Below are 25,079 nucleotides of genomic sequence, written 5' to 3'. Positions count from 1 at the left end.
GTGCCGCGCATCATCCACACCGGGCAGGCGCTCGTGGACGCCGTCGCGCGCGTCCCCGCCCTTCCGGAGCGCGGGCAGAACGTCATGGCGACCAGTTGGGACGTGGCCGCCGCCGGATCGGTGAACATCCTCGTCGCGGCGGCTCGGTCGGGCGCCGAATGCGTGCAGGCGGGCGTCATCGGCACCGGCCGCAACGGCGACCTGATCCGCACCGCCCTCGCCGCCGAAGGGGCCACCTGGTCCGCCCCCGCCGTCCCGGACGCCGACACGGGGCTCTGCCTCGTCCTCGTCGAGGCCGACGGCGAACGTACCTTCGTGACCACCCTCGGCGCCGAACGGCGGTTGTCCGTCGCCGCGCTCGCCGCCAGCGCACCGCGGCCCGGCGACCTCGTCTGCATCACGGGCTACACCCTCGCCGTCGACGCCACCCGCGAGCCCCTCGAGGCCTGGCTCGCCACGCTGCCCGCCGGCGTGGGCGTCGTGCTCGACCCCGGCGCCGTGTTCGCCGGCCTCCCGGAGTCCACGCGCGCCGCCATGCTCGCCCGCACGAGCATCTGGACCTCCAACCTCGCCGAGGCCGAGGCCCTCACGCCCGAACGCGGCATGGCCGCCACCGCCCGCGCCCTCGCCGGACTCCTTTACCCGGACGCCGTCGCCATCGTCCGCGACGGGCCGGCCGGGTGCGCGGTGCACGCCGACGGCACGACCACCGTCGTCCCGGGCTTCCCGCAGGACGCCGTGGACACCAACGGAGCCGGCGATGCGCACACCGGCGTGCTGCTCGCCGAGGTCGCGCGCGGCACCGGCTGGGTGGAGGCGTGCCGGCGCGCCAACATCGGCGGCGCGATCAAGGTGACCCGCCGCGGGCCGGCCACGGCGCCGACGCGCGCAGAGATCGACGCCTTTGTCCCCCCGGCGTGATTGAATCCCGGGCATGAGCACGCCCGAGACCGCCCGCCAGGCGGCGTCCGCAGATCCGGCACCCGCCCGGCTGATCGAGACCAACGGCATCGACATCATCCGCGAGGACGAACGCACCGCGAAGCCTCGCGATCTGTTCTGGCCGTGGTTCGCGGCCAACGTGTCGGTGTTCGGCATGAGTTACGCCGCGTTCGTGTACGGCTTCGGCGTGAGCTTCGGCCAGGCCGTGTTCGTCGCCGTGGTGGGTGTCATCGTGAGCTTCGCGCTCTGCGGCGTGATCGCGATCGCGGGCAAGAAGGGCTCGGTGCCGACGATGATCCTGTCCCGGGCCGCGTTCGGCGTGCACGGCCAGAAGGTGCCGGGCATCGTGAGCTGGCTGCTGTCGATCGGCTGGGAGACGTTCCTGGCGATCATGGCGGTGCTCGCCACGTCGACCGTGTTCGAGATCCTCGGTTGGGGCGGCGGCCTCGGCGTGCAGATCGGGGCGACGGTCGCCGTCGCCGCGCTCATCGTGGTCGCCTCGGTGCTGGGCTACCACACGATCATGAAACTGCAGTCGATCCTCACCTGGATCACCGGAGCGGTGACGATCCTCTACATGGTCATCACGATCCCGCACATCGACTTCGCCGCCGTCAGCGCCTTGCCGTCGGGGTCGATCGGCAACGTCATCGGGGCGCTCACCATGATCATGAGCGGGTTCGGCCTGGGCTGGGTCAATATTGCAGCCGACTGGTCCCGCTACCAGAAGCGGACGGCGTCCGACGGCTCCATCGTCTTCTGGAACACCTTCGGCGGCTCGGTGGCGCCGGTGATCCTGGTCGTCTTCGGCCTGCTGCTCGCCGGCTCCGACGCGAACCTCAGCGAGGCGATCGCAGGCGATCCGGTGGGGGCGCTGGCCGCGATCCTGCCCACGTGGGTGCTCATTCCGTTCTGGCTGACGGCGCTGCTCGCCCTCGTGTCCGGCGCGGTTCTCGGCATCTACTCCTCGGGGCTCACCCTGCTCAGCCTGGGCATCGCCATCCCGCGCCCGGCCGCCGCTGCCGTCGACGGCGTCATCCTGACGACCGGCACGATCTTCGTCGTGTTCTTCGCCGACAACTTCCTCGGCCCGTTCCAGAGCTTCCTCATCACCCTGGGGGTGCCGATGGCCGCGTGGGCCGGCATCCTCATCGCCGACATCCTCCTGCGCAAGCGCGACTACGACGAGGCCGCGCTCTTCGACCCGCGCGGCCGCTACGGGGCGTTCGACTGGGTCGCGATCGGCACGCTCGTGGTCGCCACGGTCATCGGGTGGGGCCTCGTCATCAACCAGTTCGCCGCCGACGCCGCCTGGAACAACTGGCAGGGGTACCTCCTGGAGCCCCTCGGTCTGGGCGCGCGCAGCGTCGTCGACGGCGTCGAGACTTGGGACGGCACCTGGCCGTGGGCCAACCTCGGCGTCCTGTTCGCCCTCGTGTTCGGCTTCCTCGTCACCCTCGCTGCGCGCGCCGGCACGGTGCGCCGCCAGGAGGGCCGCTGATGCCCGATCCCTGGCTCGTGGTGATCGACCCGCAACGCATCTTCGCGGACCCGGCGAGCGCGTGGGGCTCGCCGATGTGGCCGGACGCCGCCGGCGTCATCGCGACCCTGCTGCCGCGCTTCGAGGGACGCACCATCCTGACCCGCTGGATCCCGCCGCGGCGGCGTCCGGGCTCGTGGGAGGCCTACATGAAGGCGTGGCCGTTCGCCGACCGGCCGGCGACCGACCCGTACTTCGACCTCGTCGATGAGTTCGCCGATGTGGAGGCTGTCGTGCTGGACGCCCCCACCTTCGGCAAGTGGGACGCCCTCCGCGCCGTGGTGGGGGAGACGCCCGAGCTGGTGTTGACGGGCGTGTCCACCGACTGTTGCGTCATCTCGACAGCTCTGCCCGCTGCGGACGCCGGCGCGACCCTCACCGTCGTGTCCGACGCCTGCGCCGGCTCGACGGTGGAGAACCACGCCGCCGCGCTCACCGTGATGGGGCTGTACCCGCCCCAGATCACCGTGAGGCGCAGCACCGACCTGTGAGAGGCTGGGCCGCGTGACCACCCCGGCCCGTCCATCTGCGCCGCGTCGCCTCGGCGGGGGACCCCTCGGCATCCTGCTCGGCACCCTCGCGACCCTCGCGTTCGTCCCCGTGCTCGACAGCTTGTTCGGCCTGGTCGGGTTGGGGATCCCGTGCGAGGGGTTCCTGTGCAGCATCGGCCTCGCGCTCTACGGCGCCATCGCGGGCGCGGCGCTCGGCCTGGTGCTGGGCGGCGTCGCCGGCTGGTTCTGCGGGCTGCGATGGTGGTTCATCCCCGGTTTCGTGTTGGGCGTCGTCGCCGGGGGGATGGCCTTCTCGGCGCTGGCCATCCCGATCGAGAGCTCCTGGCCGTGGCTCCTGCCGATCCTGCCGTTGGCGGCGGTGCTGGCCTCCCGGCTGCCCACCCGGCCGCGGCTGCTGGCGTCCGGGATCCTCGGCGCCGTGCTCGTGCTGGGCGTCGGGGTCGGCGTGTTTGTCGTGGGCCGCACGTCGGCCGTGGCGGCAGCGTCGCGTGCCGTGGCGGCCGCGCGCACCGACGGTGCGGGCATCCTGGCGCCCGTCGGGCACGATGAGTTCGTGGTCTCCGCGGTCGTGCACGAACCGCCGCCGACCGGCCCCTACCTCGCCTACGACCCGACCGAGCTCGGGCAGCCCGGGACCGTGCGTGTCCTCATGGACCGCGTCGACGCCTTCGACTCCTGCGGGGACGGCTCGGTCCTGCGCGCGTGGCACCTGGGCGACCCGCCGCCGACGGGCGGCGTCGACGCGATCGACCGCGTCTGCGTGCCCGTGCCGGGCGGTGGCTGGGCCGTCCTGTTCGCTGCCGAGCCAGAGATCATCGCCGGGGAGAACGCGGGCTGGAGGGGGCGGCGTCTCGTCGACCTGGCCGAGGCGCTGCGGCCCGACGACGGCGCGTGGGTCGTCGGGCACGCGCGCTGAGGCCGCCTCGTCAGCGCAGGAGCTTGGAGACGTTCGGCCGGTTCCGGTGGAGGTCGTTCCAGGGCAGGCCGTAGCCCACGAGGAGATCGTCGGAATCCATCTCGTACGCGTAGAACGCTTCGGCACCCACGTCGACCCGGCCCGGCTTGACGAACAACACCGCGACCGCCAGCGATGCGGGCGAATAGTTGGTCGCGAGGAACTCGATGAGTCGCTTCATCGTTCCGCCGGACTCGATCGCATCGTCGACCACGATGACGTCGCGGCCGGTGATGTCGATGTTGGCGTGATAGACGATCGGGGAGGCGTTGTTGCGCGCGCCCGGTGTGTGGGGGCAGGAGATGTAGTCCATGGCCACGTCGAAGTCGAGCTGTCGCACCAGGTCGGCCGTGTGCAGGATCCCGCCGGGCACGACGGTGATCACGACGGCGCTGTCGTAGCGCTCGTTGAGGCGGGCAGCCACCTGGGCCACACCGGTTCGGATGTCGTCGGCGCTGAGAACGACGTCGCTGATGGTCGCGTCAGTCATGGGTCGATTCTCCCACGCCACGGTCGTACGAGGTCGAGACAAATCAGGCCCCGAGGGTCTTGACAACACGCCCACGCCGTCAGCCCTGGGCCGAATCTGTGTGCTAGATTGCTCCGCGAGCATCAGTTCGCTCACTCGGATTGCTACCCGGTACAGGGGCAAGACCTGGGGACGGTACTTCCGCGTACCCTCCCGCAGGTCTTTTTTTGTGCCCGGGATGCTGGCAGACAAAGGAAGTGACCAGTGGCTACAATGCAGGACAGCGCAGCCGCCCAGATCGTCGACGCCGTCGGCGGACCTGGCAACATCACGGCCCTGACCCACTGTGCGACCCGCCTTCGCTTCGAGCTGAAGGACGCGTCGGGCATCGATCAGACCGCCGTCGAGAAGATCCCCGGTGTGCTCGGGGCCGTGCCGCAGAGCGGCGACCGCTACCAGGTCGTCATCGGCGGTGCCGTTCAGGGCATGTACACCGACATCATGAACCTCCCCCAGATGTCGAGCATGGGCGCCCAGTCGGACGCCGACGTCAAGGCCGCCGCGCGCTCCAAAGCCCGCGGCAAGGTGGCGTGGCTCGACGCCTTCTTCGAGTACCTGTCCAACAGCTTCCGCCCGCTCCTGGGCGTGCTGCTGGGGGCCTCCCTCATCATCGCGTTTGCGGCCGTCCTCGACGCCCTCGGCGTCGTCGACTTCCGCGCCTCCGACAAGGCCGCGTCCTGGATCTTCGTGGACGCCATGTGGCGGTCGGTGTTCTACTTCCTGCCGATCATGGTGGCGTACAACGCCTCCAAGGCGCTCAACATCGACCCGTGGGTGGGCGCGACCGTCATGGGCGCCGTCATGACCCCCGAGTTCATCAGCCTGTCGAGCACCGAACGCTTCGCCGACACGGTCTGCACGCCCAGCCCGATCCCGGGCGCCGACCCGACCTGTGTGGCCAACATCTTCGGCCTGCCGATGCAGCTCAACGGCTACGGCGGCCAGGTGTTCGTGCCGCTGATCACGGTCGCGGTGCTCGCGCTCGTCTACAAGGCGCTCGTGCGCATCTTCCCGGAGAACGTGCAGATGGTGTTCGTGCCGTTCTTCTCGATGGTCATCATGATCCCCGTGACCGCGTTCCTGCTCGGCCCGCTCGGCATCTGGCTGGGCACCGCGCTCGGCACCGGCCTCAACTGGCTCAACACGACCGTGCCGTTCCTCTTCGCGATCCTGATCCCGATGGTGTACCCGTTCCTGGTGCCGCTCGGCCTGCACTGGCCGCTCAACGCGCTCATGCTCGCCAACATCCAGAGCCTCGGCTACGACTTCATTCAGGGCCCGATGGGCACGTGGAACTTCGCCTGCTTCGGTGCGACCGCCGGCGTCCTCTTCATCGCCATGCGCGACAAGGAGACCCAGATGCGCCAGACGGCCACCGGTGCTCTCGCCGCCGGCCTGCTCGGCGGTATCTCCGAGCCGTCGCTCTACGGCATCCACCTGCGGTTCAAGAAGATCTACCCGCGCATGCTGGTGGGCTGCTTCGCCGGTGGTCTGACGATCGCCATCCTCGGCTCGCCGTTCGGCGGCGTCCGCACGTCGGCGTTCGCGTTCACCTCGCTGCTGACGATCCCCGTCTTCTCCCCGATGTGGGTGTACGCGATCGCGATCGCCGTGGCGTTCGTCGTCGCGATGATGCTCATCATCATCACCGACTACCGCACGCCGGAGCAGAAGGAGGAGTCCCGACTCGCCCGTGAGGCAGAAGAGCGCGAGCACGCCCTGCACCCGCACGGCCACCGCGACGCCACCGCCGGTGCGGTGGCCGCCACGGGCGCCGGAACCGCGGCCGCGGCGTCCGCTGCCCCGGTTGCGGTGCTGGACGCCCAGGCCACCACCTTCGTGGGGGCCCCGATGGCCGGCCAGGTCGTCACGCTCGACGAGGTCGAGGACAAGGTCTTCGCCTCCCGTGCGCTCGGTGAGGGCGTCGGCATCCGTCCCGACAACGGCCGCGTCGTCGCGCCGGTCGGCGGCACGCTCGCCACGGTCACCAAGACCGGGCACGCGTTCGGGCTGAAGACCGACGACGGCGTCGAGGTGCTGGTGCACGTCGGCATCGACACGGTGCAGATGAAGGGCGACGGCTTCAGCGTGAAGGTCGCCAAGGGCGACCGGGTCAACGTGGGCGACGTGCTCGCCGACGTCGATCTGGACGCCGTCCGCACCGCCGGTTTCGACACGACCACCATCGTGACCGTCACCAACACCAAGGCGATGGCGTCCGTCACGCCGTTGGCCGGCCAGTCCGTCTCGGCGGGCGACCCGGTCATCGACGTGGTTCGCTGACCGTCCTCTGCACGACCCGTGACCTCCTCGCCCGGTTGTTGAGCCATGGAACTGCTCCGCGTCTTCAACAACAACGTCGTCCTCGCCCGGGACGACCGCTCGGGTGAGGAGGTCATCCTGACCGGCCGCGGCCTGGGGTTCCAGGCCCGGCCGGGCCAGGCGGTCCGTGAGGACCGCGTCGTCCGGGTGTTCCGCGCCGCCGACGGCCGCGACCCCGACCACCTCGCAGAACTCCTGGCCGGCATCCCGCCCGAGTACATCCAGATCGTCGGGGCCGCCCTGGCCGATGCCGGACTGGAGCGACGGGCGGCGTCCACCCCCACCCTCGTCATCGCGCTGGCCGACCACGTCGCGTTCGCCGTGCGCCGCATCGCGCTCGGCATGCACATCGACTACCCGCTCGCTGCCGAGGTGGCCCACCTGTACGCCGACGAGTACGCCCAGGCGCGGGAGTTGCTGGCTGGGGTGAACGCCCGGCTCGACACGCCCCTGCCGCCCGGCGAAGCCGTGGCGCTCGCGTTGCACTTCGTCAACGCCGGGTTCACGACCGGCGACCTCAGCTTCACCTACACGATGACGGGCGTCATCCAGCAGATGATCGACGTCATCGAGACCAGCTACGGCTTCACCCTCGACGAGAACTCGGTGAGCGTGGGCCGGTTCATCACCCACCTGCGCTACCTGTTCGTGCGCATCCATGCCCACCGCCAGCTCGACGAGGGGCGATCCACCATCGGGGATGCCATCCGGGCCGTGTATCCCGAGGCGTTGCGCTGTGCGGAACGGCTCGCCGGTATCGTCGAGTTGCGGCTCGGCGCGCCGTTGACCGAGGACGAGATCTCGTATCTCACCCTGCACGTCGCCCGCGTGGCGACCGACGAGGAGAGGGGACACCCGTGATCATCTGGCGCGGCTGGGGCATTCTCGCTTTCCTGACCGTTGGGGTCGGGGTGGGACTCGCGAGCCTGCTGGATGCGACGGTCGGCCTGGCCGACGGCGCGCAATGGACGGGGATCGTCTTCGGCGTGGCCGGGGTGTTGACCTGCCTCCTCGCCTGGGTCCTGAACTTCTGGCTCGCGGACCGGCGCACCGCGAAGCACGCGGAACTCATCCGTGCCGACGTCGAGCGGCATGTCGCCGCCGGTGTGTTCCACGCCCCGGGCTTCCCGCCGCTCACGACGTTGGCCGAGGCGCGATATTAGGCGGACGCCGTCGTCGCCGCCGAGACCTTGCGGGCCCGCAAGCAGTGGCGCACCCACAACACCTTGTTCTTCGTGCCGCTGCACTACCTCGGGCCGGCCCTGATCGTGATCGCGATCATCGCCTTCGCCACGACGCTCCTCTGACGCCCTCCTGGAGGGCTCCCCAGCCAACCACGCCGCTTGGGTGCAGATACGCCGCGCACACCCGGCGTTTCTGCACCCAAGCGGCGTGCCCTCCAGCCCAACCGGCGTTTCTGCACTGATCCGGCGTGGATGCGCCCAAGCGGCGTGTCCACGGCGGGGCCCCCTTGCCAAATGCGTAACTATATGGTTACATATCCGCATGGCCGATCCCTGGGAGGCGCTCGCGGACCCCATCCGTCGCCGCATCGTCGAGCTGCTCGCCGTGGGTGAGCGGACTGCGGGCGATCTGGCGGAGGAGTTCGACGTGTCCCGGCCCGCGGTCTCGCGGCACCTGCGGGTGCTCCGGGAGGCGGGGGTGGTCTCCGCGACAGCGGTGGATCGCCGCCGCGTCTATCGCCTCGAACACGAGGCGATCGACGAGGCGGGAGCCTGGGTGGAGGGCGTCCGCGCCTTCTGGAGCCAGCGCCTCGACGCACTCGAGACCGAGATCGCCCGCGGCCGGCACGCCCCGCCGGCCCCGGCCAGCCACGCCCAGAGGAAGGAAAGCGCATGAGCACCGAAATCCAGGCAGCCCTCTCCCGCGCCGCCGACGAGACCGTCGCCGTCGCCTTCGACCGCATCTACCGCACCTCCGCCGCCGACCTGTGGGCGGCCGTCACCGACCCCGAACGGCTCGCGCGCTGGTACGCGCCCGTCGAGGGCGAGCTCCGGGTGGGCGGCACGTTCGTGCAGAAGTTCGACGACATGGACGCCCCCGTGTGCACGATCGTCGCCTGCGAGCCCGCGTCCTCGTTCGCGTTCACCTGGCCGGTGGGAGGCGTGGACACGCTCCTCACCGTCACGGTTACCGCGGCCGGCGACGACGCTCGGCTCACCCTCGTCCACGAGCGCCTGACCGCCCTGGCCGCAGCCGGGTACGGCGCCGGGTGGGAGACCTACCTCGATCCCTTCCTCACCGCCCACCTCGCCGGACACGAGGCGTCCGACTGGATGGAAATCTGGCAGGAGCGTCACGCCGCCTACGGCGCCGCGCTGCGGGAACGCGGCTGGCTGGTGGAGTGACGACCGTCGGCGTCGGGCGCATGGGCGAGCAGGTCGGCCGGTTGGCAGCCGAGCTCGCGGCAGATGGCGTCCAGCGTCGAGAAGCGGACGCCGCGGGCGCGACCGTTCTTGAGGTTCGACAGGTTGGCCTGGGTGATGCCCACGCGGTCCGCGAGTTCGGTGACCGTCATCTTCGCGCGGGCGAGGGCGACGTCGAGCGTGACGACGATCATCAGACGAAAGCCGCCCACTCGTCGCGGACCGTCATGCCGCGCGTGACCTCTCCGCGGGCCGCCCAGCACGCGGCGGCCGCGGTGAGGCACACCAGCGCCCCGCCGAGCAGGCCGTACGCCACGGCCGGCGGGTTGGCGCGCACCCAGAAGGTGAGGTGCGCGTCGATGCCGAGGAACACGGCCCCGGTCACGACCAGGGCGATCGCGGCGAGCCCGAACGCCCGCACCGTCGGCGCCGACCAGAACCGGTCCCGGCCCGCGAGCGACACCACCGACGCCGCGAGCCCGATCACGACCAGCGCGCACGCGCCCGTGACCCAGAGCAGCACCGTGTAGGGCCACCGCAGGTACGCGACCTCGGGGAACGACTCGGCGAGCTGTGCCGCAGCCAGGGGGGCGAGCAACCCCATGACGAACAAGACGCCCAGGGCGAGCACGGTGAGCAGGCCGGACAGCAGGAGTCTCAGCAGCGTGGACATGCTCCCATCATATCGCAAAACAATATGAACCGTCCGTTAAACGATATGAAGGTCAGGACCGTCGGAACAGCCACACGGTCACGGCGACCTCGGTCTCCAGCGCGTCGACGTCGTCGGGGACGCCGTGGAAGGCGTTCGGACCCATCGCGACCAGGTCCGCGATGAGTCCGGCGGAGGCGGCCAGCGGCGTCCGGACCCTCTGGCTGCCCACGGCCGTGAAGAACCCGGACGCCGCCCGCAGCAGCCGGTCTCCCTTGTCGGGCTCGATGCCGAGCAGGCCGTAGCGCTCGCGGACGGCGGCGAGGTGGCCGGCGTCGGGGGTCACGACGACCAGCAACCCGTCGTCGCCCAGCACCCGGGCGAACTCGGCCATGTTCCGGGGCGCGAACCAGCACGTCACCAGGTCGAACCGGCGTGAGAGCAGCGGCAGGGTGCCCCAGGTGTCGGCCACCACGGACGCCGCGCGCTCATGCGCCCGCCCGGCCCGCTTCGCCGCCGCCACGGACACGTCGCAGCTGACGCCGCGGGCGTCCGGCAGTGCGTCGAGCAGGCGCGCGAGGTGATGGCCCGTCCCTCCGCCGGCGTCGAGCACCGTCCTGCAGCCGGCCGCACCGGCCCGTCGCGCGACGAGTGCATCCACGGCGTCGAACGCCCCCGAGGCCAGCACCCGCTCGCGTGCGGCCACCATGGCAGCTGTGTCGGCGTTCGCCGGGGGTGTGCTCCCGAGCAGGTTCACATACCCCTGCCGGGCCACGTCGAAGCTGTGCGCGGACCGGCACCGCACCGGGCGCTCCGCCACGTCGAGCGCGCCTGCGCACACGGGGCAGGCGAGCAGGCCGCGGGCGGCGTCCAGCACGTCAGAGCCCGCGCAGGCGGCCGCCGTCGACCGGGATCATGCAGCCCGTGAGGAAGCTCGCCGCATCGGACAGCACGAAGGCGGCCACGCGCCCGAACTCGGCCGGCTGCCCGACGCGCCGCAAGGCCGCCGATGCTCCCATCTGGGCCAGGGCGGCCGCGGGGTCGTCGGCCTGGGAGGTGATGAACTCGATCCGGTCGGTCTGAATGGTGCCCGGCATGAGCCCGACGACCCGCGACCCCGACGGGCCCACCTCGTCAGCCATCTGCTTGAGCACCATCGCCAGCCCGGGCCGCGTCACGTTCGACGGGGCCATGACAGCCAACGGCTCCTTCGCCGAGGTGGAGAGCACGAACGCCAGCGCCACCGGTCCGGATGCCGCCGCGACCACCTCGCGCGCCACCCGCAGCGCCGGCAGCACGACCGACGCGAACGCGTCGCGCCACACGTCCTCGGTGGTCTCCAGCACGGTGCCGCGCGGCGGGCCGCCGACGCTCACGAGCGCCCCGTCGAGCCGCCCGAAGCGCTCCAGGGCCAACTCCACCGCCCGCCGGGCCGTCTCCGGTTCGGTCACGTCGGCCGCCAGCCCCACGGCCGCCGGGCCGAGCGCCGCCACGGCGGCGTCCAACGGCTCGGGGCGCCGCGCGACGAGCACCACTTGGGCGCCTTCGCCCACGAGCGCCTCGGCAGCCGCCCGGCCGAGGCCGCCCGAGGCGGCCGTGACCACGAACACCTTGCCGGCCAGCCCGAGATCCATCAGTCCTCCTCCTTCGACACGGACGCCGGCACCGACGCCGCCGCTCGTGCCGCCATCTTCTTCCGGTCGCGCAGATCGTTGCGGATCAGCAGCACGAACCCGACACCGGCGATCGCGGTGAACGCGAACCACTGCAGGGCGTAGCTCAGGTGCGAACCCTCGGTGAGCGGTGGCGGCTCGACGACGGTGAAGCCGGGGTCGGCCGGCTCGGACTCCACGACGCCGACGTAGCCGTTCACCACGTCCCGGCCCAGCCATGCGCCGATCGCGTCGGAGTTGATGAGCATCACGGCGCCGGAATCGGGGGTGACGGCGCTGTCGCGGCCCTGCTCGTTGCGCCGCACATACCCGACGAGCGTCACCTCGCCGGCCGGCGGCGGGGGCGCCACGGTCGGGAAGTCCTGGTCGCGGGGGCGCTCGACGAAGCCGCGGTCGACCAGGACCGTCCGCCCGTCGGCCAGGTCGAGCGGCGCGACGATCTCCCAGCCCGTCGCCCCCTCGATCGACCGGTAGCGCACGACCAACTGGTGTGCGGCGTCGTAGGTGCCGCTCAGCCGCACCCGCTGCCACTGGTCGGCCTCGGTGATCTCGCGGGTGTAGATGGCGTCGAACTCCGCCACGGGCGCGTTCTCGTGCTCGACGACGACGGCGTTGCGGTCGCGCCGCTGCTCGAGCCGGTCGAGTTGCCACCGGCCCAGATTGACGAACGTGATGGCGAGGGCAACCACGAAGAGGGTGAGCAGCAGCCATCGCGTCCAGGGGATGCCCTTCACCGCGCCCCGCCCTCGGGGTCGACCTCGCCCGGCACGACCGTGCCGGCACCGAGGGCCGGCCGGTCGGGCACCACGTCGTCCCCGACGACCGGGGCGGGGCTGTTGTCGCGGGCGTTGCCCAGCAGCACGGCGATGGCCGGCAGGAACGCGGCCGCCGCGATGAGCAGCACGTTCCACGGCAGGGGAGACATGACGGCCGCCAGGAACGCGACGACGCGGAACGCCATCGTCCACAGGTAGCGGCGCTCGCGGGCGTCCACGGACAGCGTCGTGCCGTACCGCGCGTCCGTGATGATGGTGGGCCGCGACCGCGAGGGCATGTCGGCCAGCCTAGCCCCCCGCCCCGACGCCGCACGCTAGCGTTGCCCCGTGAGTGAGCAGACCCCACGCAGCATCCTCGTCACCGGCGGAGCCCGGGGCATCGGCGCCGCCATCGTTGCCGAATTTCTTGCCCGCGGCGACAAGGTGGCCAGCGCCAGCACCAGCGGCAAGGCCCCCGACGGAGCCCTCGGCATCGCCTGCGACGTGTCGGACGCCGCGAGCGTCGATGCGGCCTTCAAGGCGGCCGAGGAGGCGCACGGTCCGGTCGAGGTGGCCGTGGCGAACGCCGGCATCACCAAGGACACCCTCATCCTCCGCATGAGCGAGGCCGACTTCGACGCCGTCGTCGATGTGAACCTGAAGGGCGCGTTCAACGTTGCCAAGCGGGCGGCGAAGGGTATGCTGCGGCTCCGCAAGGGCCGCATCATCTTCATCGGCTCGGTCGTCGGCCTCTACGGCTCGCCCGGCCAGGTCAACTACGCGGCCACCAAGTCGGGCCTCGTCGGCATGGCCCGCTCGCTCACCCGCGAGCTCGGCGGCCGCGGCATCACCGCGAACGTCGTCGCTCCCGGCTTCATCGAGACCGACATGACGGCCGTCCTCTCCGAGGACACGGTCGCCGGTTACAAGGCGGCCATCCCGGCCGGACGCCTCGGGCTCCCGGCCGAGGTGGCGGCGTCCGTGGCCTTCCTGGCCTCGCCCGAGGCCAGTTACATCTCCGGAACCGTGCTGGGCGTCGACGGCGGCCTCGGCATGGGGCACTAGTCTCGACAGGCTCGACCAGCGATCAACGACCTGCGACCAGCGACGGGCTCGACCAGCGAAAGGACTGACATGGGCATTCTCGAGGGCAAGACGATTCTCGTCACCGGCGTCACGATGAACACCTCGATCGCCTACAAGGTGGCCGAGATCGCGGCGGCCGAGGGCGCGACCGTGGTGGTGTCGAACTTCGGGCGGGCGCTGTCGCTCACCCACCGCATCGTCAAGCGGCTCGACCCCGTTCCCGCGGTGCTCGAGCTCGATGTGACGGACGCCGACCACCTGGCCTCGCTGCCCGAGAAGTTGCGCGAACTGGGCGTGGAGCGCCTGGACGGCGTCGTGCACTCGGTGGCGTTCGCGAACCCCGAGACGGCGCTCGGTGGCAAGTTCCTCACCACCCCGTTCGAGGACGTCGCCACGGCCATGCACATCTCGGCCTACTCGCTCGTCAGCCTCACGATGGCGTGCAAGCCGCTGTTCGGCGAGACGGCTTCGGTGGTGGGGCTGACCTTCGACGCCCGCGTCAGCTGGCCGACCTACGACTGGATGGGCGTGGCCAAGTCGGCGCTCGAATCGGCCTCGCGCTACACGGCGCGCTACCTCGGGCCGGAGGGCGTCCGGTGCAACATCGTGGCGGCCGGCCCGATCGACACGATCGCGAAGAAGGCCATCCCGGGCTCGACGTCGTTCAACGACATCTGGGGTGACCGGGCCCCGCTCGGCTGGGACGCCTCCGACGCCACGCCCACGGCGAAGGCCGTGGTCGCGTTGCTGTCGGACTGGTTCCCGATGACGAGCGGCGAGATGATCCACGTCGACGGCGGCCTGCACTCGACCGGCGCCTGAGCGGCGCCGGCGAGGGGGTAGGTTGGGCGCATGGCAGGAGTGGTCGAACTCGCGGACGTGACCGTCGTGCGGGGGGGCAACACGCTCCTCGACAAGGTGTCGTGGCGCATCGACGAGCGTGACCGCTGGGTCGTCGTCGGCCCGAACGGGGCCGGCAAGACGACGCTCCTCCAGGTGCTCGCGGCGCAGTTGCACCCCACGTCGGGTCTCGTCGAGATCCTCGACGAGGTGCTGGGCGCGGTCGACGTGTTCGAGTTGCGGCCGCGCATCGGCGTCACCTCGGCGGCTCTGGCCGACCGCATCCCCCGGTCGGAGTCGGTGGGCAACGTGGTGGTGTCGGCCAGCTATGCGGTCATGGGCCGGTGGCGGGAGTCGTACGACGTCACCGACTTCCAGCGGGCGGCGTCCCTCATGAGGCAGTTGCGCGTGGAGCACTTGTCCAAGCGGACCTTCGGCACGCTCAGCGAGGGGGAGCGCAAGCGGGTGCAGATCGCGCGCGCCCTCATGACCGATCCCGAGTTGCTGCTGCTCGACGAGCCGGCGGCCGGCCTCGACCTCGCCGGCCGCGAGTCGCTCGTGGCGACGCTCACCGACATCGTCGGCGACCCCCACGCCCCGGCGACGGTGCTCGTCACGCACCACCTGGAAGAGATCCCGCCCGGCATGACGCACGCCCTGCTGCTCAAGGGGGGTCGCGTCGTGGCGGCGGGGCCCATCGGCGAGACCCTCACCGACGACCTGCTCAGCCGCACCTTCGACCTGAGCCTCCACGTCAGCGTCGAGGGCGACCGGTACAGCGCGCGGGCGGCCTGACATGTGGGAGTGGGTGCAGGACAACTTCTGGGTGATCTGGCTGATGGCCGCCGGTGTCCTCGCCGTCTCCGAGATGCTCACCCTGGACCTGACCCTGCTCATGCTCGCGGGGGGCGCCCTCGCCGGCGGCCTGACGGCCCTGGCGTTCCCGGGGCTCGTCTGGCTGCACCTGCTCGTGGCGGTCGTCGTGGCGGTCGCACTGCTTGGCCTGCTGCGCCCCGAGCTGTTGAAGCGCCTCCACCAAGGGCCCGGCTACCGCAGCTCGATCGACAAGATGGTCGGTTCCACGGGCCGCTCCCTGCGCGAGATCACGGCGTCCGACGGCGAGGCGAAGATCAACGGCGAGGTTTGGTCGGCGCGCAGCTACGACGGCGAGCCGATCGCCGCTGGCGTCGAAGTGGAGGTCTTCGAAATCGACGGCGTGACGGCGGTGGTGTACCCGCGGCACAAGCCGCTGTCCGGCTCCTGACGGCGGGTAGGGTGGGGGTGAACCCAGCACTCGTGAGGAGTTCCCCATGCCACCCGTCCTGACCGTCCTTCTCCTGATGATCGCCGTGGTCGCGATCGTCGGGCTCGCCCTCGGCGTGCGCGTGGTGCAGCAGATGCAGGTCGGCATCGTGCAGCGCCTCGGCAAGTTCCACAAGACCATCGAGCCCGGCCTGCACCTCATCGTCCCGTTCATCGACCGCGTCCGCTACACGATGGACATGCGCGAGGCTGTCGTGCCCTTCCCGCCGCAGGGCGTCATCACCGAGGACAACCTGATGGTGGGCATCGACTCGGTCATCTACTACCAGATCGTCGATCCGGTGCGGGCCGCCTACGAGGCGCAGAACTACATCCAGGCCATCGAGCAGCTCACCATGACCACGCTGCGCAACATCATCGGCGGCATGGACCTCGAGCAGACCCTGACGAGCCGCGAGGAGATCAACCAGAAGCTGCGCGCTGTCCTCGACGAGGCCACGGGCAAGTGGGGCATCAAGGTCAACCGCGTCGAGTTGCGCTCGATCGAGCCCCCCGCCACGATCCGCGACGCGATGGAGAAGGGCGCGCGCGCCGAGCGCGAGAAGCGCGCCCAGATCCTGCTGGCCGAGGGCCAGCGGCAGAGCCAGATCCTGTCGGCGTCCGGCGACCGTGAGTCGAGCATCCTCCGCGCCCAGGGTGAGCGGGAGTCCGCGGTCCTCCGGGCCCAGGCGGATCGGCAGGCGTCCATGCTGCGGGCCGAAGGCGAGGCGCAGGCCATCACGACCGTGTTCCACGCCATCCACGCCGCCGAGCCCGATCAGGGCCTGCTCGCCTACCAGTACCTGCAGATGCTGCCCCAACTCGCCAAGGGCGATGCCAACAAGATGTGGATCATCCCGTCCGAGCTCAACGACGCCCTGAAGGGCCTGGGCGGCGGCAGCGTCGGCGAGCTCGCCTCGAAGGCGTTCGGCGCCGTCGACCCGAGCCGCTTCGAGGCGCCGAAGAAGGTCGACGTGTTCGCCGAGATCGAGGCGTCCAAGAAGGCCGAGGAGGCCGAGTCGGCCAAGTCGGTCAACCAGGCCATCGCCGAGGCGCAGAAGATCGAGCAGGGCAAGGTGACGCCGGGCAACGAACTGACGGCCGGCGAGCCCGTCGACCCGGTCGGCGACCTCCGCCCCGACGCCTGACCCGTTCGGACGCCGCCGGCCCGCCCCCGCCCCCTACCGGGCCCAGGCGGCCCGGCGGGCCGCGACGTCGTCGTGGAGGGCGTCGAGGGCGGCGTCCGGTTCGAGTAGTTCGGGGTGGGCCTGTAGGAAGGCCCAACACCGCTCCACGCCCTGGCGGAACGACGTGGCGGGCGCATACGCGGGCACCAGCGAGCGCACCAAGCTCGTGTCGAAGAGGACCGACGTGGCTTTGTCGCCGAGCAGCGCCCCCTCGAGTTCGGCGCGCACGTCGATGAGCATGTCGGTCGACACGTGCAGCAGGTCGGGGGTCACGCCGGCCACCTCCCCGAGCGTGGCGTACATCTGGTTCCACGTGAGCGACTCCTCCGCGGTGATGTGCACGGCCCGGCCGTAGGCGTCCGGGTTGCCGAGCAGCCCCACGAGGCCGACGGCGAAGTCGGCGTTCCAGGTGGAGGTCCACAGCGACTCGCCGTCGCCGTGGACGAGAACCGGCTTGCCGGCGAGCATCCGCTGCAGCACCGCGCCCGGCCGCCCGGTGTGAATCGCCACGGGGAGGCGCCGCTCGTCGTAGGTCTGCGTGGGCCGGACGATGGTCCACGGCACCCCGGAGGAGGCCCGCAGGGCGTCCTCGCAGGCGATCTTCGCGCTCGCATAGGCGCTGAACGGGTTGCCGAGCGGCGTCTCCTCGGTGATCACCACCGACCGCGACGGCCGCTCGTACACCGTCGCCGAACTGATGAGCACGTACTGGCCGGCGTGGCCGACGAACGAGTGCAGATCGCGCTCGACGTCGTCCGGGGTGAACGCGAGGAACTGGACGACGGCGTCCCACTCGCGTCCCTCGACGAGCCCGCGCAGGGCTGAGGCGTCCTTCGCGTCGCCGACGAGGTGCTCGACCCCGGCAGGCGGCGCCCCCCGGGTGCCCCGGTTGAGGACGCTGACTTCGTGGCCCTCGGCGAGGGCCCGTTCGACGACCGCGGTGCTGATGGTGCCGCTTCCACCCGTGATGAGAATGCGCATGACCCCAGTCTGTCAGTGTCAGGATGGCGCATGGCCCCCACACGACCCCGCCCGACGACCCGACCGAGGACGCCGACCCGGCCGGCTTCCTCGAGGACCCGGTGCAGGTCGCCTTCGTGAACGGCGAGCGCCGGCTGCTGCTCAACGAGGGCGGCAACACCGAGCGCCTCGCCTTCTTCTCCGACGCCGTCTTCGCCATCGCCCTCACCCTCCTCGTGCTCGACATCCGCCTTCCCGAGGTCCCCGAAGAGCAGGTCAGTGAGGCCGTCGTCGGGCTGCTGCCGAAGTTCGGGGCGTTCCTGGTGAGCTTCCTCATCATCGCGACCAACTGGCTCACCCACTTCCGCAGGTTCCGCCTCATGACGGGCTACGACGGGTGGGTGATCCGGCAGAACTTCGCGCTGCTCTTCCTGATCGCGCTGGTGCCCTTCCCGACCGCGCTGTTCGCCGAGCACGCGCCCAACGCGTGGGCTGTGGCCCTGTACGCCGGCACGCTCGGCCTCACGGGGCTGGTCCAGCTGTGGGGCTGGTGGTACGCCTACCACCGGGGGCTGCTCTCGCCGATCGTCACCCGCACCGACTACGTCCTGCGCCGCAACGCACTGCTCGTGTTGCCCCTCATGTTCCTGGGCACCCTGCCCCTGCTCGTAGTGAACCCCTTCGCGGTTCTGTGGGCCTGGATGGTGTTCCCCGTCCTCATGATGGCCATGCGGCTCGTCAACCGGCGGGTGCGGCAGCGAGCCCAGCGAGCGCCCGCCTCATCGTCAGCGGGGTGAAGCCGGCCGCCAGCGCCCGGCGCTTCAGCCCGGGTTGGGCCCGCCACAGCGCAAACCCGCGGCGCAGCAGCACCAGCGGCGGCTTGCGGTGCTGCCGCAGATCGCGCTGCAACCGCAGCAGGGCGACGAGCGTGCGGTTGCGATCGAGGTAGACGGGCGCGACGTCGAGCCCGGCTTCCCGGGCGGGCGCCAGCAGTTCGACGGCGAAGATCCCCTCGGCCACGACGAGCGGGCGATCGCCCAGCTCGACCGGCCGGACGCCGACGCGGCGGCTCTCCGCAATCGAGTAGGTGGACACGCGGGTTGCGCCGGTGCCCACCAGTTCGGCCAACGCGGCGACCGCACCGGCGGCGTCCCAGGTGGCGGCGTCGTCCCAGTCGACGATGCCGTGGGCCCGCGGCAGTCCGGGGTGGTCGGCGTCGAAGTAGAAGTCGTCCAGCCGGAAGACCAGGGCGCCCAGCAGCCGCGCGAGCCGCGACTTGCCGCTGCCCGAGGGCCCCGCCAGCAGGACGATCCGGGTCACAGTCCGAGCGCCTCCGCCATCTCGGACCGCAGTCTGGCCATCAGCCCGGCAGCCTCCGCCCGCGCCGTGGGCAGGTCGGCGGACTGCTCCTGCGGCAGCCGCACCTGCAGGTAGCACTTCAGCTTCGGCTCGGTGCCAGAAGGCCGCACCACGACCCGGAACCGCTGCGTCTGGAGCAGGACGCCGTCGGTCGGGGGCAGCCCGTTCCAGCCGTCAGCGAGATCGGCGGACGTCACCGGCTCGCCGACCAACTCGGTCGGCGTGTGCGCGCGGATGCGAGCCATCGCGTCGGCGATGAGGCTCAGTTCCGCCACCCGGAACGACAGCTGCGAGGTGAGGTGGACGCCCTGGGTGGCGGCGATCTCGTCGAGCCGGTCCGCGACCGTCCGGCCCTCGGCCCGCAGACCGGCGACGAGGGCGAGCACCCGGGTCAGCGCCGAGATGCCGTCCTTGTCGGCGACCGCAGCCGGGTCGGTGCAGTAGCCGATGGCCTCCTCGTAGCCGAACGCCAGGCCCGGCACCCGGCCGATCCACTTGAAGCCGGTCAGGGTCATCGCGAACGGCTGGCCGGCCGCGCGGGCGAGCTCGCCGAGCAACGTCGAGCTCACCACCGAGCAAGCGTACACGCCCGGCGCTCCGCGGCGCAGCGCGTCGTCGGCGAGCAGCCAACCCAGCTCGTCGCCGGTCAGCATGCGCCAGGCGCCGTCGACCGGGGCGGCGAGGGCGCAGCGGTCGGCGTCCGGGTCGTTGGCGATCGCCACGTCGGCGTCGGCCTCGCGGGCGAGGGCCAGGGCGAGATCCATGGCCCCCGGCTCCTCCGGGTTCGGGAACGCGACGGTCGGGAAAGCGGGGTCGGGCAGCGCCTGCTCGCTGACGAGCGACGGTGGCGGGAAGCCGACCCGGTCGAGCACGCGGGCCACGACTTCGGCGCCCACGCCGTGCATCGGGGTGTAGGCCCACACGAGATCTCGCGGGGCGTCGCCCGGCACGAGCGAGGCGACGCGGGCCACGTAGGCGTCGAGCAGGTCCTCGCCCACGGTCGCGTAGGTGGTCGACCGGGGCAGGTCGGCGACCGGCCCGGACGCCGCCGCGGCGATCTCGGCAGCGATCTCCGCGTCGGTCGGCGGGACGATCTGGCTGCCGCCCACGTACACCTTGTACCCGTTGTCCTGCGGCGGGTTGTGGGACGCCGTCACGACCACGCCCGCCACGCAGCCGAGGTGGCCGATGCCGAACGCGACGACCGGCGTCGGCACGTACGTTTCGGTGAGCACCGGGGCCAGCCCGTGCCCGGCGAGGATCTCGGCGGTGTCGCGGGCGAACACGTCGGAGTTGTAGCGGGCGTCGTACCCGATGAGCACCTTCGCCCCCTCGTGGCCGGAGGCCACCAGCCAGCGCGCCAAACCGGCTGCCGCTTGGCTCACGACCACGCGGTTCATGCGGTTCGGGCCGGGCCCGAGGGCTGCGCGGAGCCCGGCGGTGCCGAAGGCGAGGCGTCCAGCGAAGGCGTCGGCGAGTTCGGCCTCGGCGTCGGTGTCGCCCGTGAGTGCCTTGTCGAGCAGGTTGCCGAGGGCCATCGCCGTGGCGGGGTCGGGGTCGGCGTCGCGCCAGGCCTCGATGGCCGCGACCGCAGCATCGGTCAGCATGTCAGAGCACCTCCAGCAGTCCGGCGAGCAGCGTCCGCAGGCGAGCGCCGGCGTCCCGGCCCGCCTCCAGCACCTCGTCGTGGTTGAGCGTTTCGCCGGTGACCCCGGCGGCGGCGTTGGTGACGAGCGAGATGCCGAGCAGTTCCAGACCGGCCTCGCGGGCGGCGATGGCCTCGAGTGCCGTCGACATGCCGACGAGATCGCCGCCCAGGATGCCGGCCATGCGCACCTCCGCCGGCGTCTCGTACTCGGGGCCGTGGAACTGGACGTAGACGCCCTCGTCGAGGGTCGGGTCGACCCCGCGGGCCACCTCGCGGAGGGCCGGCGACCACGCATCGGTGAGATCGATGAACGTGGCGCCGTGGAGCGGGGTGGCTCCGGTGAGATTGATGTGGTCGCGGATGAGGACCGGCGTCCCCGGCGCCCACGCGGGGTTGAGGCCGCCGCAGCCGTTGGTGAGCACCAGCCGCTTCGCCCCCGCCGCGGCCGCGGTGCGGACACCGTGCACGACGGCGTCCGGGCCCTTGCCCTCATAGAAGTGGGTGCGGCCCGTGAACAGGGCAGCCAGCCGACCGGCAGCCGTCCGGACGACCCGCACCACGCCGCCGTGCCCCTCGACGACCGGCTCGCTGAAGCCCGGCAGTTCGGGCAGCGGGATCTCGACGACGGTCTCGCCGAGGCCTTCCGCCGCTCCGGACCAGCCCGATCCCAGCACCAGCGCCACGTCGATGCGGTCACCCCCCAAGCGGTCGGTCAGGACGGCGGCCGCTTCGTTGGCCAGGGCGTACGGGTCGATCGCATCGGTCACCGGACGAGCATAATGGCGGACGCCCACCTCCTGCTCGGCGCCTCCCCGCGCTGCCGGACGCCGCCCGTGCGAGAATGCTCCTCGTGACGGACGTGGTGATCATCGGCGGCGGACCGGGCGGCTACGAGGCCGCGCTCGTCGGCGCGCAGCTGGGCGGCAACGTGACCCTCGTCGAGCGGCGCGGGCTCGGCGGTTCGGCGGTGCTCACCGACGTCGTGCCTTCCAAGACCCTCATCGCGACCGCCGAGGTGATGACGAGCATCCGGGGCGCGGGGAACCTGGGCATCCACGCCAGCGGCGTCACCGTCGACCTGGGCCGCGTGAACGAACGCGTCCTCGAGCTGGCCTTGCGGCAGTCGGCCGACATCACGTCCCGCCTGCGCGGCGAGGGCATCCGCATCCTCGACGGCACCGGGCGTCTCGACGGCACCGAGGCGGTCGTCGCGAGCACGCCGGACGGCGAGGAACGCCTGCCTGCGGACATCATCCTCGTCGCGACCGGCGCTCGCCCGCGCGAACTGCCGGAGGCCCGGCCCGACGGCGAGCGCATCCTCAACTGGACCCAGATGTACTCCCTGCGCACGTTGCCCGAGCGGCTCATCGTGGTGGGCTCCGGTGTCACGGGTGCCGAGTTCGCGTCGGCCTACCACGCCCTCGGTGTCGACGTCGTGCTCGTGTCGTCGCGGCACCAAGTGCTTCCGGGGGAGGACGCCGACGCCGGCCGCGTCCTGCAGCAGGTGTTCGAGAGTTCGGGCATGACGATCCTGTCCCGCGCGCGTGCCCAGGCGGCGCGGCGCACGGGCGACGGCGTCGTCGTGACGCTCTCCGACGGGCGCACGGTCGAGGGCAGCCACGTCCTGGTGGCCGTCGGCGCCGTGCCCAACACCGAGGAACTCGGCCTGGCCGAGGCCGGCATCGCGCTCGCCCCGTCCGGCCACATCACCGTCGACAAGGTGTCGCGCACCTCGGCGCGCGGCGTGTACGCGGCCGGCGACTGCACCGGGGTGTTCGCGCTCGCGTCGGTGGCCGCCATGCAAGGCCGCATCGCCATGTGGCACGCCCTCGGGGACGCCGTGTCTCCGCTCGACCTGCGCACTGTCTCGGCGAACGTGTTCACCGCCCCCGAGATCGCCACCGTCGGTGTCGGGCAGGCGGAAGTGGACGCCCGTCTCGTCGCCGCCCGGGCCGTCATGCTGCCGCTGGGCTCGAACGCGCGGGCCAAGATGCAGGGGCTCTCGGACGGCTTCGTGAAGGTGTTCTGCCTGCCCACCACCGGCATCATCATCGGCGGCGTCGTGGTCGCCCCGAACGCCGGAGAACTGATTCACGTGCTCGCGCTCGCGGTGGCGTCCAAGATCACGGTGGACGAGCTCGCCCAGGCGTTCACGGTCTACCCGTCCTTGTCCGGCTCGATCGCCGAGGCCGGGCGCCGCCTCCACGGCCGCGACGGCGAGACGCAGACCAGCATCTGACCTGGGGGCGTCCGCGACCTTCGGTCGTTGCCTCTCCGACCCAGGGTGGAATTCGGATCGACGGAAGGTGCGACCCCGGGCGGGGCTGCCGACGGCGCGGGCGACGTCCGGCTACGGTGGTCGCTGTGACGCAGAATCTCCCCCTTGCGATCATCCTCGTGGTGGTCGGATCGTTCTGCTTCGCCATGTCCGCCCACCTGCAGCACCGGGCCGTCGACAGCCACCTCGAGGGCAACGTCAAGAAGACCCGGATGAGTTGGGACGACCTGATCCTCGCCATCCGATCGCCGCGCTGGGTCATCGGCCTGCTGTTCATGGGCATCTCCTTCACCCTCCAGGTCGTCGCGCTCACCATGGCGCCGGTGTCGCTCGTGCAGCCGGTGGGCCTGCTGGCGTTCCCGTGGTCGGTGATCCTCGCGGTCTCGGCCTCGCACCGCCGCATGCCCAAGCGGGTGCTGTTCGCGGTCGTCGGCACGGTCGCCGCGACGCTGGCGTTCACCATCGTCACGGCCCTGCACGCCGCCCCGGAGTCGGACATGAAGGTGTTCCGCGTGGTCATCGGCGCGGTCGTCGTGTACGCCGTGGCCGCCACGTTCGCCGGCCTGGGGGCCAAGGGTCCCTTCGGCTGGCGCTGCCTGTTCTGGGGGTCGGGCGGGGCCCTGTTCTACGGCCTGGAGGCGTCCCTCATGAAGTCCCTCATCGAGTATGCGCGGGCCAACGACTGGCTGCACTCGCTCGAGTTCTGGGGCATCGCGATCGCGCTCGGCATCGGCGCGCTCGCGGCCGGTTGGTTCATCCAGCAGGGGTATGCGACCGGCCCAGCCGAGGTGGTGGTGGGCTCCATGACCGTCACGAGCCCGGTCGTCGCCGTGGCGTTCGGCATCGCTGTGCTCGGCGAGGGCGTGAACATCACGCCCCTGGCGGCGGGCTGGATGCTCGTGCTCGGCCTCATCGCCGTCGCGGGTGTCGGCGTCCTGTCGCGCTTCCACCCGGCGAACGAGGTGGCGCCGGCGCCGGCCGCGGCCGACGCCCCGCCCCCGATGAGCTGACCGGCGTCAGCTGAACTTGTAGAGCTTCTGCGCGATCCGGTACATCGCGACGGACGTGCGCCGCCCGACCGCGCCCGGCAGGTTGCTGCCCAGCACGAGCCACTGCCGCAGACCGAGGGTCCGCTTCAGGTCGCGGTCGACCGAGTCGATGTGGTCCCACATCTCGCGGCGGGCACGCAGGCCCTTCTCGGTGCCCTCGAGCAGGGAGAAGATCGAGGACGCCGTCACGATCAGCCCGAGGTAGCTCGCCATGTAGTGGGCGAGCTTCCAGTTGCCGACGCCGTCGGGCAGCTTGTGCGCCTCCACCATGATGCGGGTGATCTTCATCTGCTGGTCGAGACGGCTGATCTGCACGCTCTCGTTGACCGACTGGTCCTCGCGGCCGATGAAGTACCGATAGAGGTTGACGGGCAGGTAGTAGAGGGTCTGCACCGACGGCAGGGGCACGTAGACGAAGATGTTGTCGACGTAGAACGTGTGCTCGGGCAGATGAACCCCCGACTCGCGCAACACCTGGGTCCGGAAGGTCGTGGCATGCATGAGCAGGTTCTGCCCCGGGCCGAACGGGCCGATCTCGTTCCACGTGAACACGCGGTTCTGCGGCAGGAAGCCCCGGTAGCGAATCACTTTCTGGGTGCCCGTGTTGGTGTGCTCGTAGACGTAGTTGCACACGATCAGGTCGACCGGGCTGCCCGAGTGGATGAACCCGCGCACCTTGCTGAGCAGCAGGTTGAGGGCCACGGGGTCGAGCCAGTCGTCGGAGTCGACCACCTTGAAGTACACCCCGGACGCCGCCGCCAGTCCCGCCATCACGGCGCCGCCGTGGCCCTTGTTCTCCTGGTGGATCACCGTGATCGTGTCCGGGTGCCGCTCGGCCCACGCGTCGGCCTTGGCGCCCGTGTCGTCCTTGGTCGAGCCGTCGTCGACGATGATGATCTCAATGTTGCCCTTGCCCCGCAGGATCGAGTCGATGCAGTGGTCCATGTAGTCGCTCGAGTTGTAACAGGGGACGACGAAGGTGATGTCCTTCGTCGGTGCGGGGGAATCGGTGCGGGCGTCGTCGGGCACGGGCGTGGCCTTCTGGGTCGGGGACATCAGTGCCGCAAAGACTACCGGGGTCGCGCGTCGGCACTGGGCCTGCC

The 25,079-nt window shown here is 71.2% G+C and carries 29 protein-coding genes; 17 read left to right on the top strand and 12 right to left on the bottom strand.

Annotation, left to right across the window (positions count from 1 at the left end; all coding sequences use genetic code 11):
• The 4 genes from Q1K57_RS05760 to Q1K57_RS05745 are packed head-to-tail and all read left to right on the top strand — an operon-like array spanning position 1 to position 3,910.
• Positions 1-921: a PfkB family carbohydrate kinase gene (locus tag Q1K57_RS05760; RefSeq protein WP_300079923.1), complete on the top strand. Its 921-nt coding sequence runs from the start codon at positions 1-3 to the stop codon at positions 919-921.
• A 13-nt stretch (positions 922-934) separates the two neighbouring features.
• Positions 935-2,443, top strand: coding sequence for a cytosine permease (locus Q1K57_RS05755; protein WP_300079921.1), 1,509 nt, complete (start codon positions 935-937; stop codon positions 2,441-2,443).
• Positions 2,443-2,973, top strand: coding sequence for an isochorismatase family protein (locus tag Q1K57_RS05750; protein ID WP_300079919.1), 531 nt, complete (start codon positions 2,443-2,445; stop codon positions 2,971-2,973). Before Q1K57_RS05755 ends, Q1K57_RS05750 begins: the two co-directional genes overlap by 1 nt.
• A 13-nt stretch (positions 2,974-2,986) precedes the next feature.
• On the top strand, positions 2,987-3,910 hold the full coding sequence (locus tag Q1K57_RS05745) for a hypothetical protein (RefSeq protein ID WP_300079917.1): 924 nt from the start codon (positions 2,987-2,989) through the stop codon (positions 3,908-3,910).
• A 10-nt stretch (positions 3,911-3,920) separates the two neighbouring features.
• Here Q1K57_RS05745 and Q1K57_RS05740 read toward each other — a convergent pair whose 3' ends face one another.
• Positions 3,921-4,439 carry a phosphoribosyltransferase family protein gene (locus tag Q1K57_RS05740; protein WP_300079915.1) on the bottom strand — a complete coding sequence of 173 codons (519 nt, stop codon included), beginning with the start codon at positions 4,437-4,439 and terminating at the stop codon, positions 3,921-3,923.
• Between the two features lie 252 nt (positions 4,440-4,691).
• On the opposite strand from Q1K57_RS05740, the gene Q1K57_RS05735 reads away from it, so the two are divergent.
• The 5 genes from Q1K57_RS05735 to Q1K57_RS05715 all read left to right on the top strand — a co-directional run bounded on the left by Q1K57_RS05735 (position 4,692) and on the right by Q1K57_RS05715 (position 9,169).
• Positions 4,692-6,761 (top strand): glucose PTS transporter subunit IIA, encoded by a 2,070-nt coding sequence (locus tag Q1K57_RS05735; RefSeq protein ID WP_300079989.1) that lies wholly within the window; start codon positions 4,692-4,694, stop codon positions 6,759-6,761.
• Between the two features lie 45 nt (positions 6,762-6,806).
• A complete protein-coding gene (locus Q1K57_RS05730; RefSeq protein ID WP_300079913.1) occupies positions 6,807-7,661 on the top strand; it encodes a PRD domain-containing protein in 855 nt (284 codons plus the stop codon).
• The gene (locus Q1K57_RS05725; protein ID WP_300079911.1) at positions 7,658-7,963 is read left to right on the top strand and encodes a hypothetical protein; all 306 of its coding nucleotides are present in this window, start codon (positions 7,658-7,660) and stop codon (positions 7,961-7,963) included. Before Q1K57_RS05730 ends, Q1K57_RS05725 begins: the two co-directional genes overlap by 4 nt.
• 343 nt (positions 7,964-8,306) lie before the next feature.
• Positions 8,307-8,660 (top strand): metalloregulator ArsR/SmtB family transcription factor, encoded by a 354-nt coding sequence (locus Q1K57_RS05720; protein ID WP_300079909.1) that lies wholly within the window; start codon positions 8,307-8,309, stop codon positions 8,658-8,660.
• On the top strand, positions 8,657-9,169 hold the full coding sequence (locus Q1K57_RS05715; RefSeq protein WP_300079908.1) for an SRPBCC family protein: 513 nt from the start codon (positions 8,657-8,659) through the stop codon (positions 9,167-9,169). The genes Q1K57_RS05720 and Q1K57_RS05715 overlap by 4 nt, the downstream gene beginning before the upstream one ends.
• Here Q1K57_RS05715 and Q1K57_RS05710 read toward each other — a convergent pair.
• Genes Q1K57_RS05710 through Q1K57_RS05685 form a run of 6 tightly spaced genes read right to left on the bottom strand, consistent with a single transcriptional unit; the run spans position 9,127 to position 12,566 of the window.
• A complete protein-coding gene (locus Q1K57_RS05710; protein ID WP_300079987.1) occupies positions 9,127-9,384 on the bottom strand; it encodes a helix-turn-helix transcriptional regulator in 258 nt (85 codons plus the stop codon). The two genes, Q1K57_RS05715 and Q1K57_RS05710, sit on opposite strands and share 43 nt — an antisense overlap.
• Entirely contained in the window at positions 9,381-9,860 is a 480-nt protein-coding gene (locus Q1K57_RS05705; RefSeq protein ID WP_300079907.1) for a DUF2975 domain-containing protein, read from the bottom strand. The genes Q1K57_RS05710 and Q1K57_RS05705 overlap by 4 nt, the downstream gene beginning before the upstream one ends.
• Positions 9,861-9,912: 52 nt before the next feature.
• Positions 9,913-10,716 (bottom strand): putative RNA methyltransferase, encoded by an 804-nt coding sequence (locus tag Q1K57_RS05700; protein WP_300079906.1) that lies wholly within the window; start codon positions 10,714-10,716, stop codon positions 9,913-9,915.
• A 1-nt stretch (position 10,717) separates the two neighbouring features.
• Positions 10,718-11,473, bottom strand: a complete 756-nt coding sequence (locus Q1K57_RS05695) for an SDR family oxidoreductase (RefSeq protein WP_300079905.1) — start codon at positions 11,471-11,473, stop codon at positions 10,718-10,720.
• The gene (locus Q1K57_RS05690; protein WP_300079903.1) at positions 11,473-12,246 is read right to left on the bottom strand and encodes an SURF1 family protein; all 774 of its coding nucleotides are present in this window, start codon (positions 12,244-12,246) and stop codon (positions 11,473-11,475) included. Before Q1K57_RS05690 ends, Q1K57_RS05695 begins: the two co-directional genes overlap by 1 nt.
• Positions 12,243-12,566 (bottom strand): DUF3099 domain-containing protein, encoded by a 324-nt coding sequence (locus Q1K57_RS05685; protein WP_300079901.1) that lies wholly within the window; start codon positions 12,564-12,566, stop codon positions 12,243-12,245. The genes Q1K57_RS05690 and Q1K57_RS05685 overlap by 4 nt, the downstream gene beginning before the upstream one ends.
• Positions 12,567-12,615: 49 nt before the next feature.
• Here Q1K57_RS05685 and fabG point away from each other — a divergent pair, with 49 nt between their 5' ends.
• The 5 genes from fabG to Q1K57_RS05660 all read left to right on the top strand — a co-directional run bounded on the left by fabG (position 12,616) and on the right by Q1K57_RS05660 (position 16,643).
• A complete protein-coding gene (fabG, locus tag Q1K57_RS05680; RefSeq protein WP_300079899.1) occupies positions 12,616-13,332 on the top strand; it encodes a 3-oxoacyl-ACP reductase FabG in 717 nt (238 codons plus the stop codon).
• A gap of 69 nt (positions 13,333-13,401) precedes the next feature.
• Positions 13,402-14,175 carry an enoyl-ACP reductase FabI gene (gene fabI, locus Q1K57_RS05675; protein ID WP_300079897.1) on the top strand — a complete coding sequence of 258 codons (774 nt, stop codon included), beginning with the start codon at positions 13,402-13,404 and terminating at the stop codon, positions 14,173-14,175.
• Positions 14,176-14,205: 30 nt separating this feature from the next.
• Positions 14,206-14,988, top strand: coding sequence for an ABC transporter ATP-binding protein (locus Q1K57_RS05670; RefSeq protein WP_300079896.1), 783 nt, complete (start codon positions 14,206-14,208; stop codon positions 14,986-14,988).
• 1 nt (position 14,989) lies between these two features.
• On the top strand, positions 14,990-15,457 hold the full coding sequence (locus Q1K57_RS05665) for an NfeD family protein (RefSeq protein WP_300079894.1): 468 nt from the start codon (positions 14,990-14,992) through the stop codon (positions 15,455-15,457).
• Positions 15,458-15,503: 46 nt separating this feature from the next.
• Positions 15,504-16,643, top strand: a complete 1,140-nt coding sequence (locus Q1K57_RS05660; protein ID WP_366525339.1) for an SPFH domain-containing protein — start codon at positions 15,504-15,506, stop codon at positions 16,641-16,643.
• Positions 16,644-16,676: 33 nt separating this feature from the next.
• Here the strand turns inward: Q1K57_RS05660 and Q1K57_RS05655 are convergent, their stop codons facing one another.
• Positions 16,677-17,663: an SDR family oxidoreductase gene (locus tag Q1K57_RS05655; RefSeq protein ID WP_300079892.1), complete on the bottom strand. Its 987-nt coding sequence runs from the start codon at positions 17,661-17,663 to the stop codon at positions 16,677-16,679.
• A 23-nt stretch (positions 17,664-17,686) separates the two neighbouring features.
• Between Q1K57_RS05655 and Q1K57_RS05650 the strand changes: the two genes are divergently transcribed.
• Entirely contained in the window at positions 17,687-18,439 is a 753-nt protein-coding gene (locus Q1K57_RS05650) for a TMEM175 family protein (protein WP_300079890.1), read from the top strand.
• Here the strand turns inward: Q1K57_RS05650 and Q1K57_RS05645 are convergent.
• The 3 genes from Q1K57_RS05645 to Q1K57_RS05635 are packed head-to-tail and all read right to left on the bottom strand — an operon-like array spanning position 18,381 to position 21,416.
• Positions 18,381-18,962: a uridine kinase gene (locus Q1K57_RS05645; protein WP_300079888.1), complete on the bottom strand. Its 582-nt coding sequence runs from the start codon at positions 18,960-18,962 to the stop codon at positions 18,381-18,383. The genes Q1K57_RS05650 and Q1K57_RS05645 overlap by 59 nt on opposite strands.
• On the bottom strand, positions 18,959-20,608 hold the full coding sequence (locus tag Q1K57_RS05640) for a phospho-sugar mutase (RefSeq protein ID WP_300079886.1): 1,650 nt from the start codon (positions 20,606-20,608) through the stop codon (positions 18,959-18,961). The genes Q1K57_RS05645 and Q1K57_RS05640 overlap by 4 nt, the downstream gene beginning before the upstream one ends.
• 1 nt (position 20,609) lies before the next feature.
• Positions 20,610-21,416 carry a purine-nucleoside phosphorylase gene (locus Q1K57_RS05635; RefSeq protein ID WP_300079885.1) on the bottom strand — a complete coding sequence of 269 codons (807 nt, stop codon included), beginning with the start codon at positions 21,414-21,416 and terminating at the stop codon, positions 20,610-20,612.
• Positions 21,417-21,499: 83 nt separating this feature from the next.
• On the opposite strand from Q1K57_RS05635, the gene Q1K57_RS05630 reads away from it, so the two are divergent.
• Together Q1K57_RS05630 and Q1K57_RS05625 are read left to right on the top strand one after the other, a co-directional pair.
• Positions 21,500-22,888 carry an NAD(P)H-quinone dehydrogenase gene (locus Q1K57_RS05630; RefSeq protein ID WP_300079884.1) on the top strand — a complete coding sequence of 463 codons (1,389 nt, stop codon included), beginning with the start codon at positions 21,500-21,502 and terminating at the stop codon, positions 22,886-22,888.
• Positions 22,889-23,013: 125 nt separating this feature from the next.
• Positions 23,014-23,937 (top strand): DMT family transporter, encoded by a 924-nt coding sequence (locus Q1K57_RS05625; RefSeq protein ID WP_300079882.1) that lies wholly within the window; start codon positions 23,014-23,016, stop codon positions 23,935-23,937.
• A gap of 6 nt (positions 23,938-23,943) precedes the next feature.
• On the opposite strand, the gene Q1K57_RS05620 is transcribed toward Q1K57_RS05625, so the two are convergent.
• Positions 23,944-25,032: a glycosyltransferase gene (locus Q1K57_RS05620; protein WP_300079881.1), complete on the bottom strand. Its 1,089-nt coding sequence runs from the start codon at positions 25,030-25,032 to the stop codon at positions 23,944-23,946.
• Between the last annotated feature and the right edge of the window lie 47 nt (positions 25,033-25,079).

This window comes from Propioniciclava sp., from assembly GCF_029977985.1.
Taxonomy (GTDB): Bacteria; Actinomycetota; Actinomycetes; order Propionibacteriales; family Propionibacteriaceae; genus Propioniciclava.
Note: the sequence above shows the minus strand (reverse complement) of the source record. Positions and strands in the feature narration are given on the sequence as shown.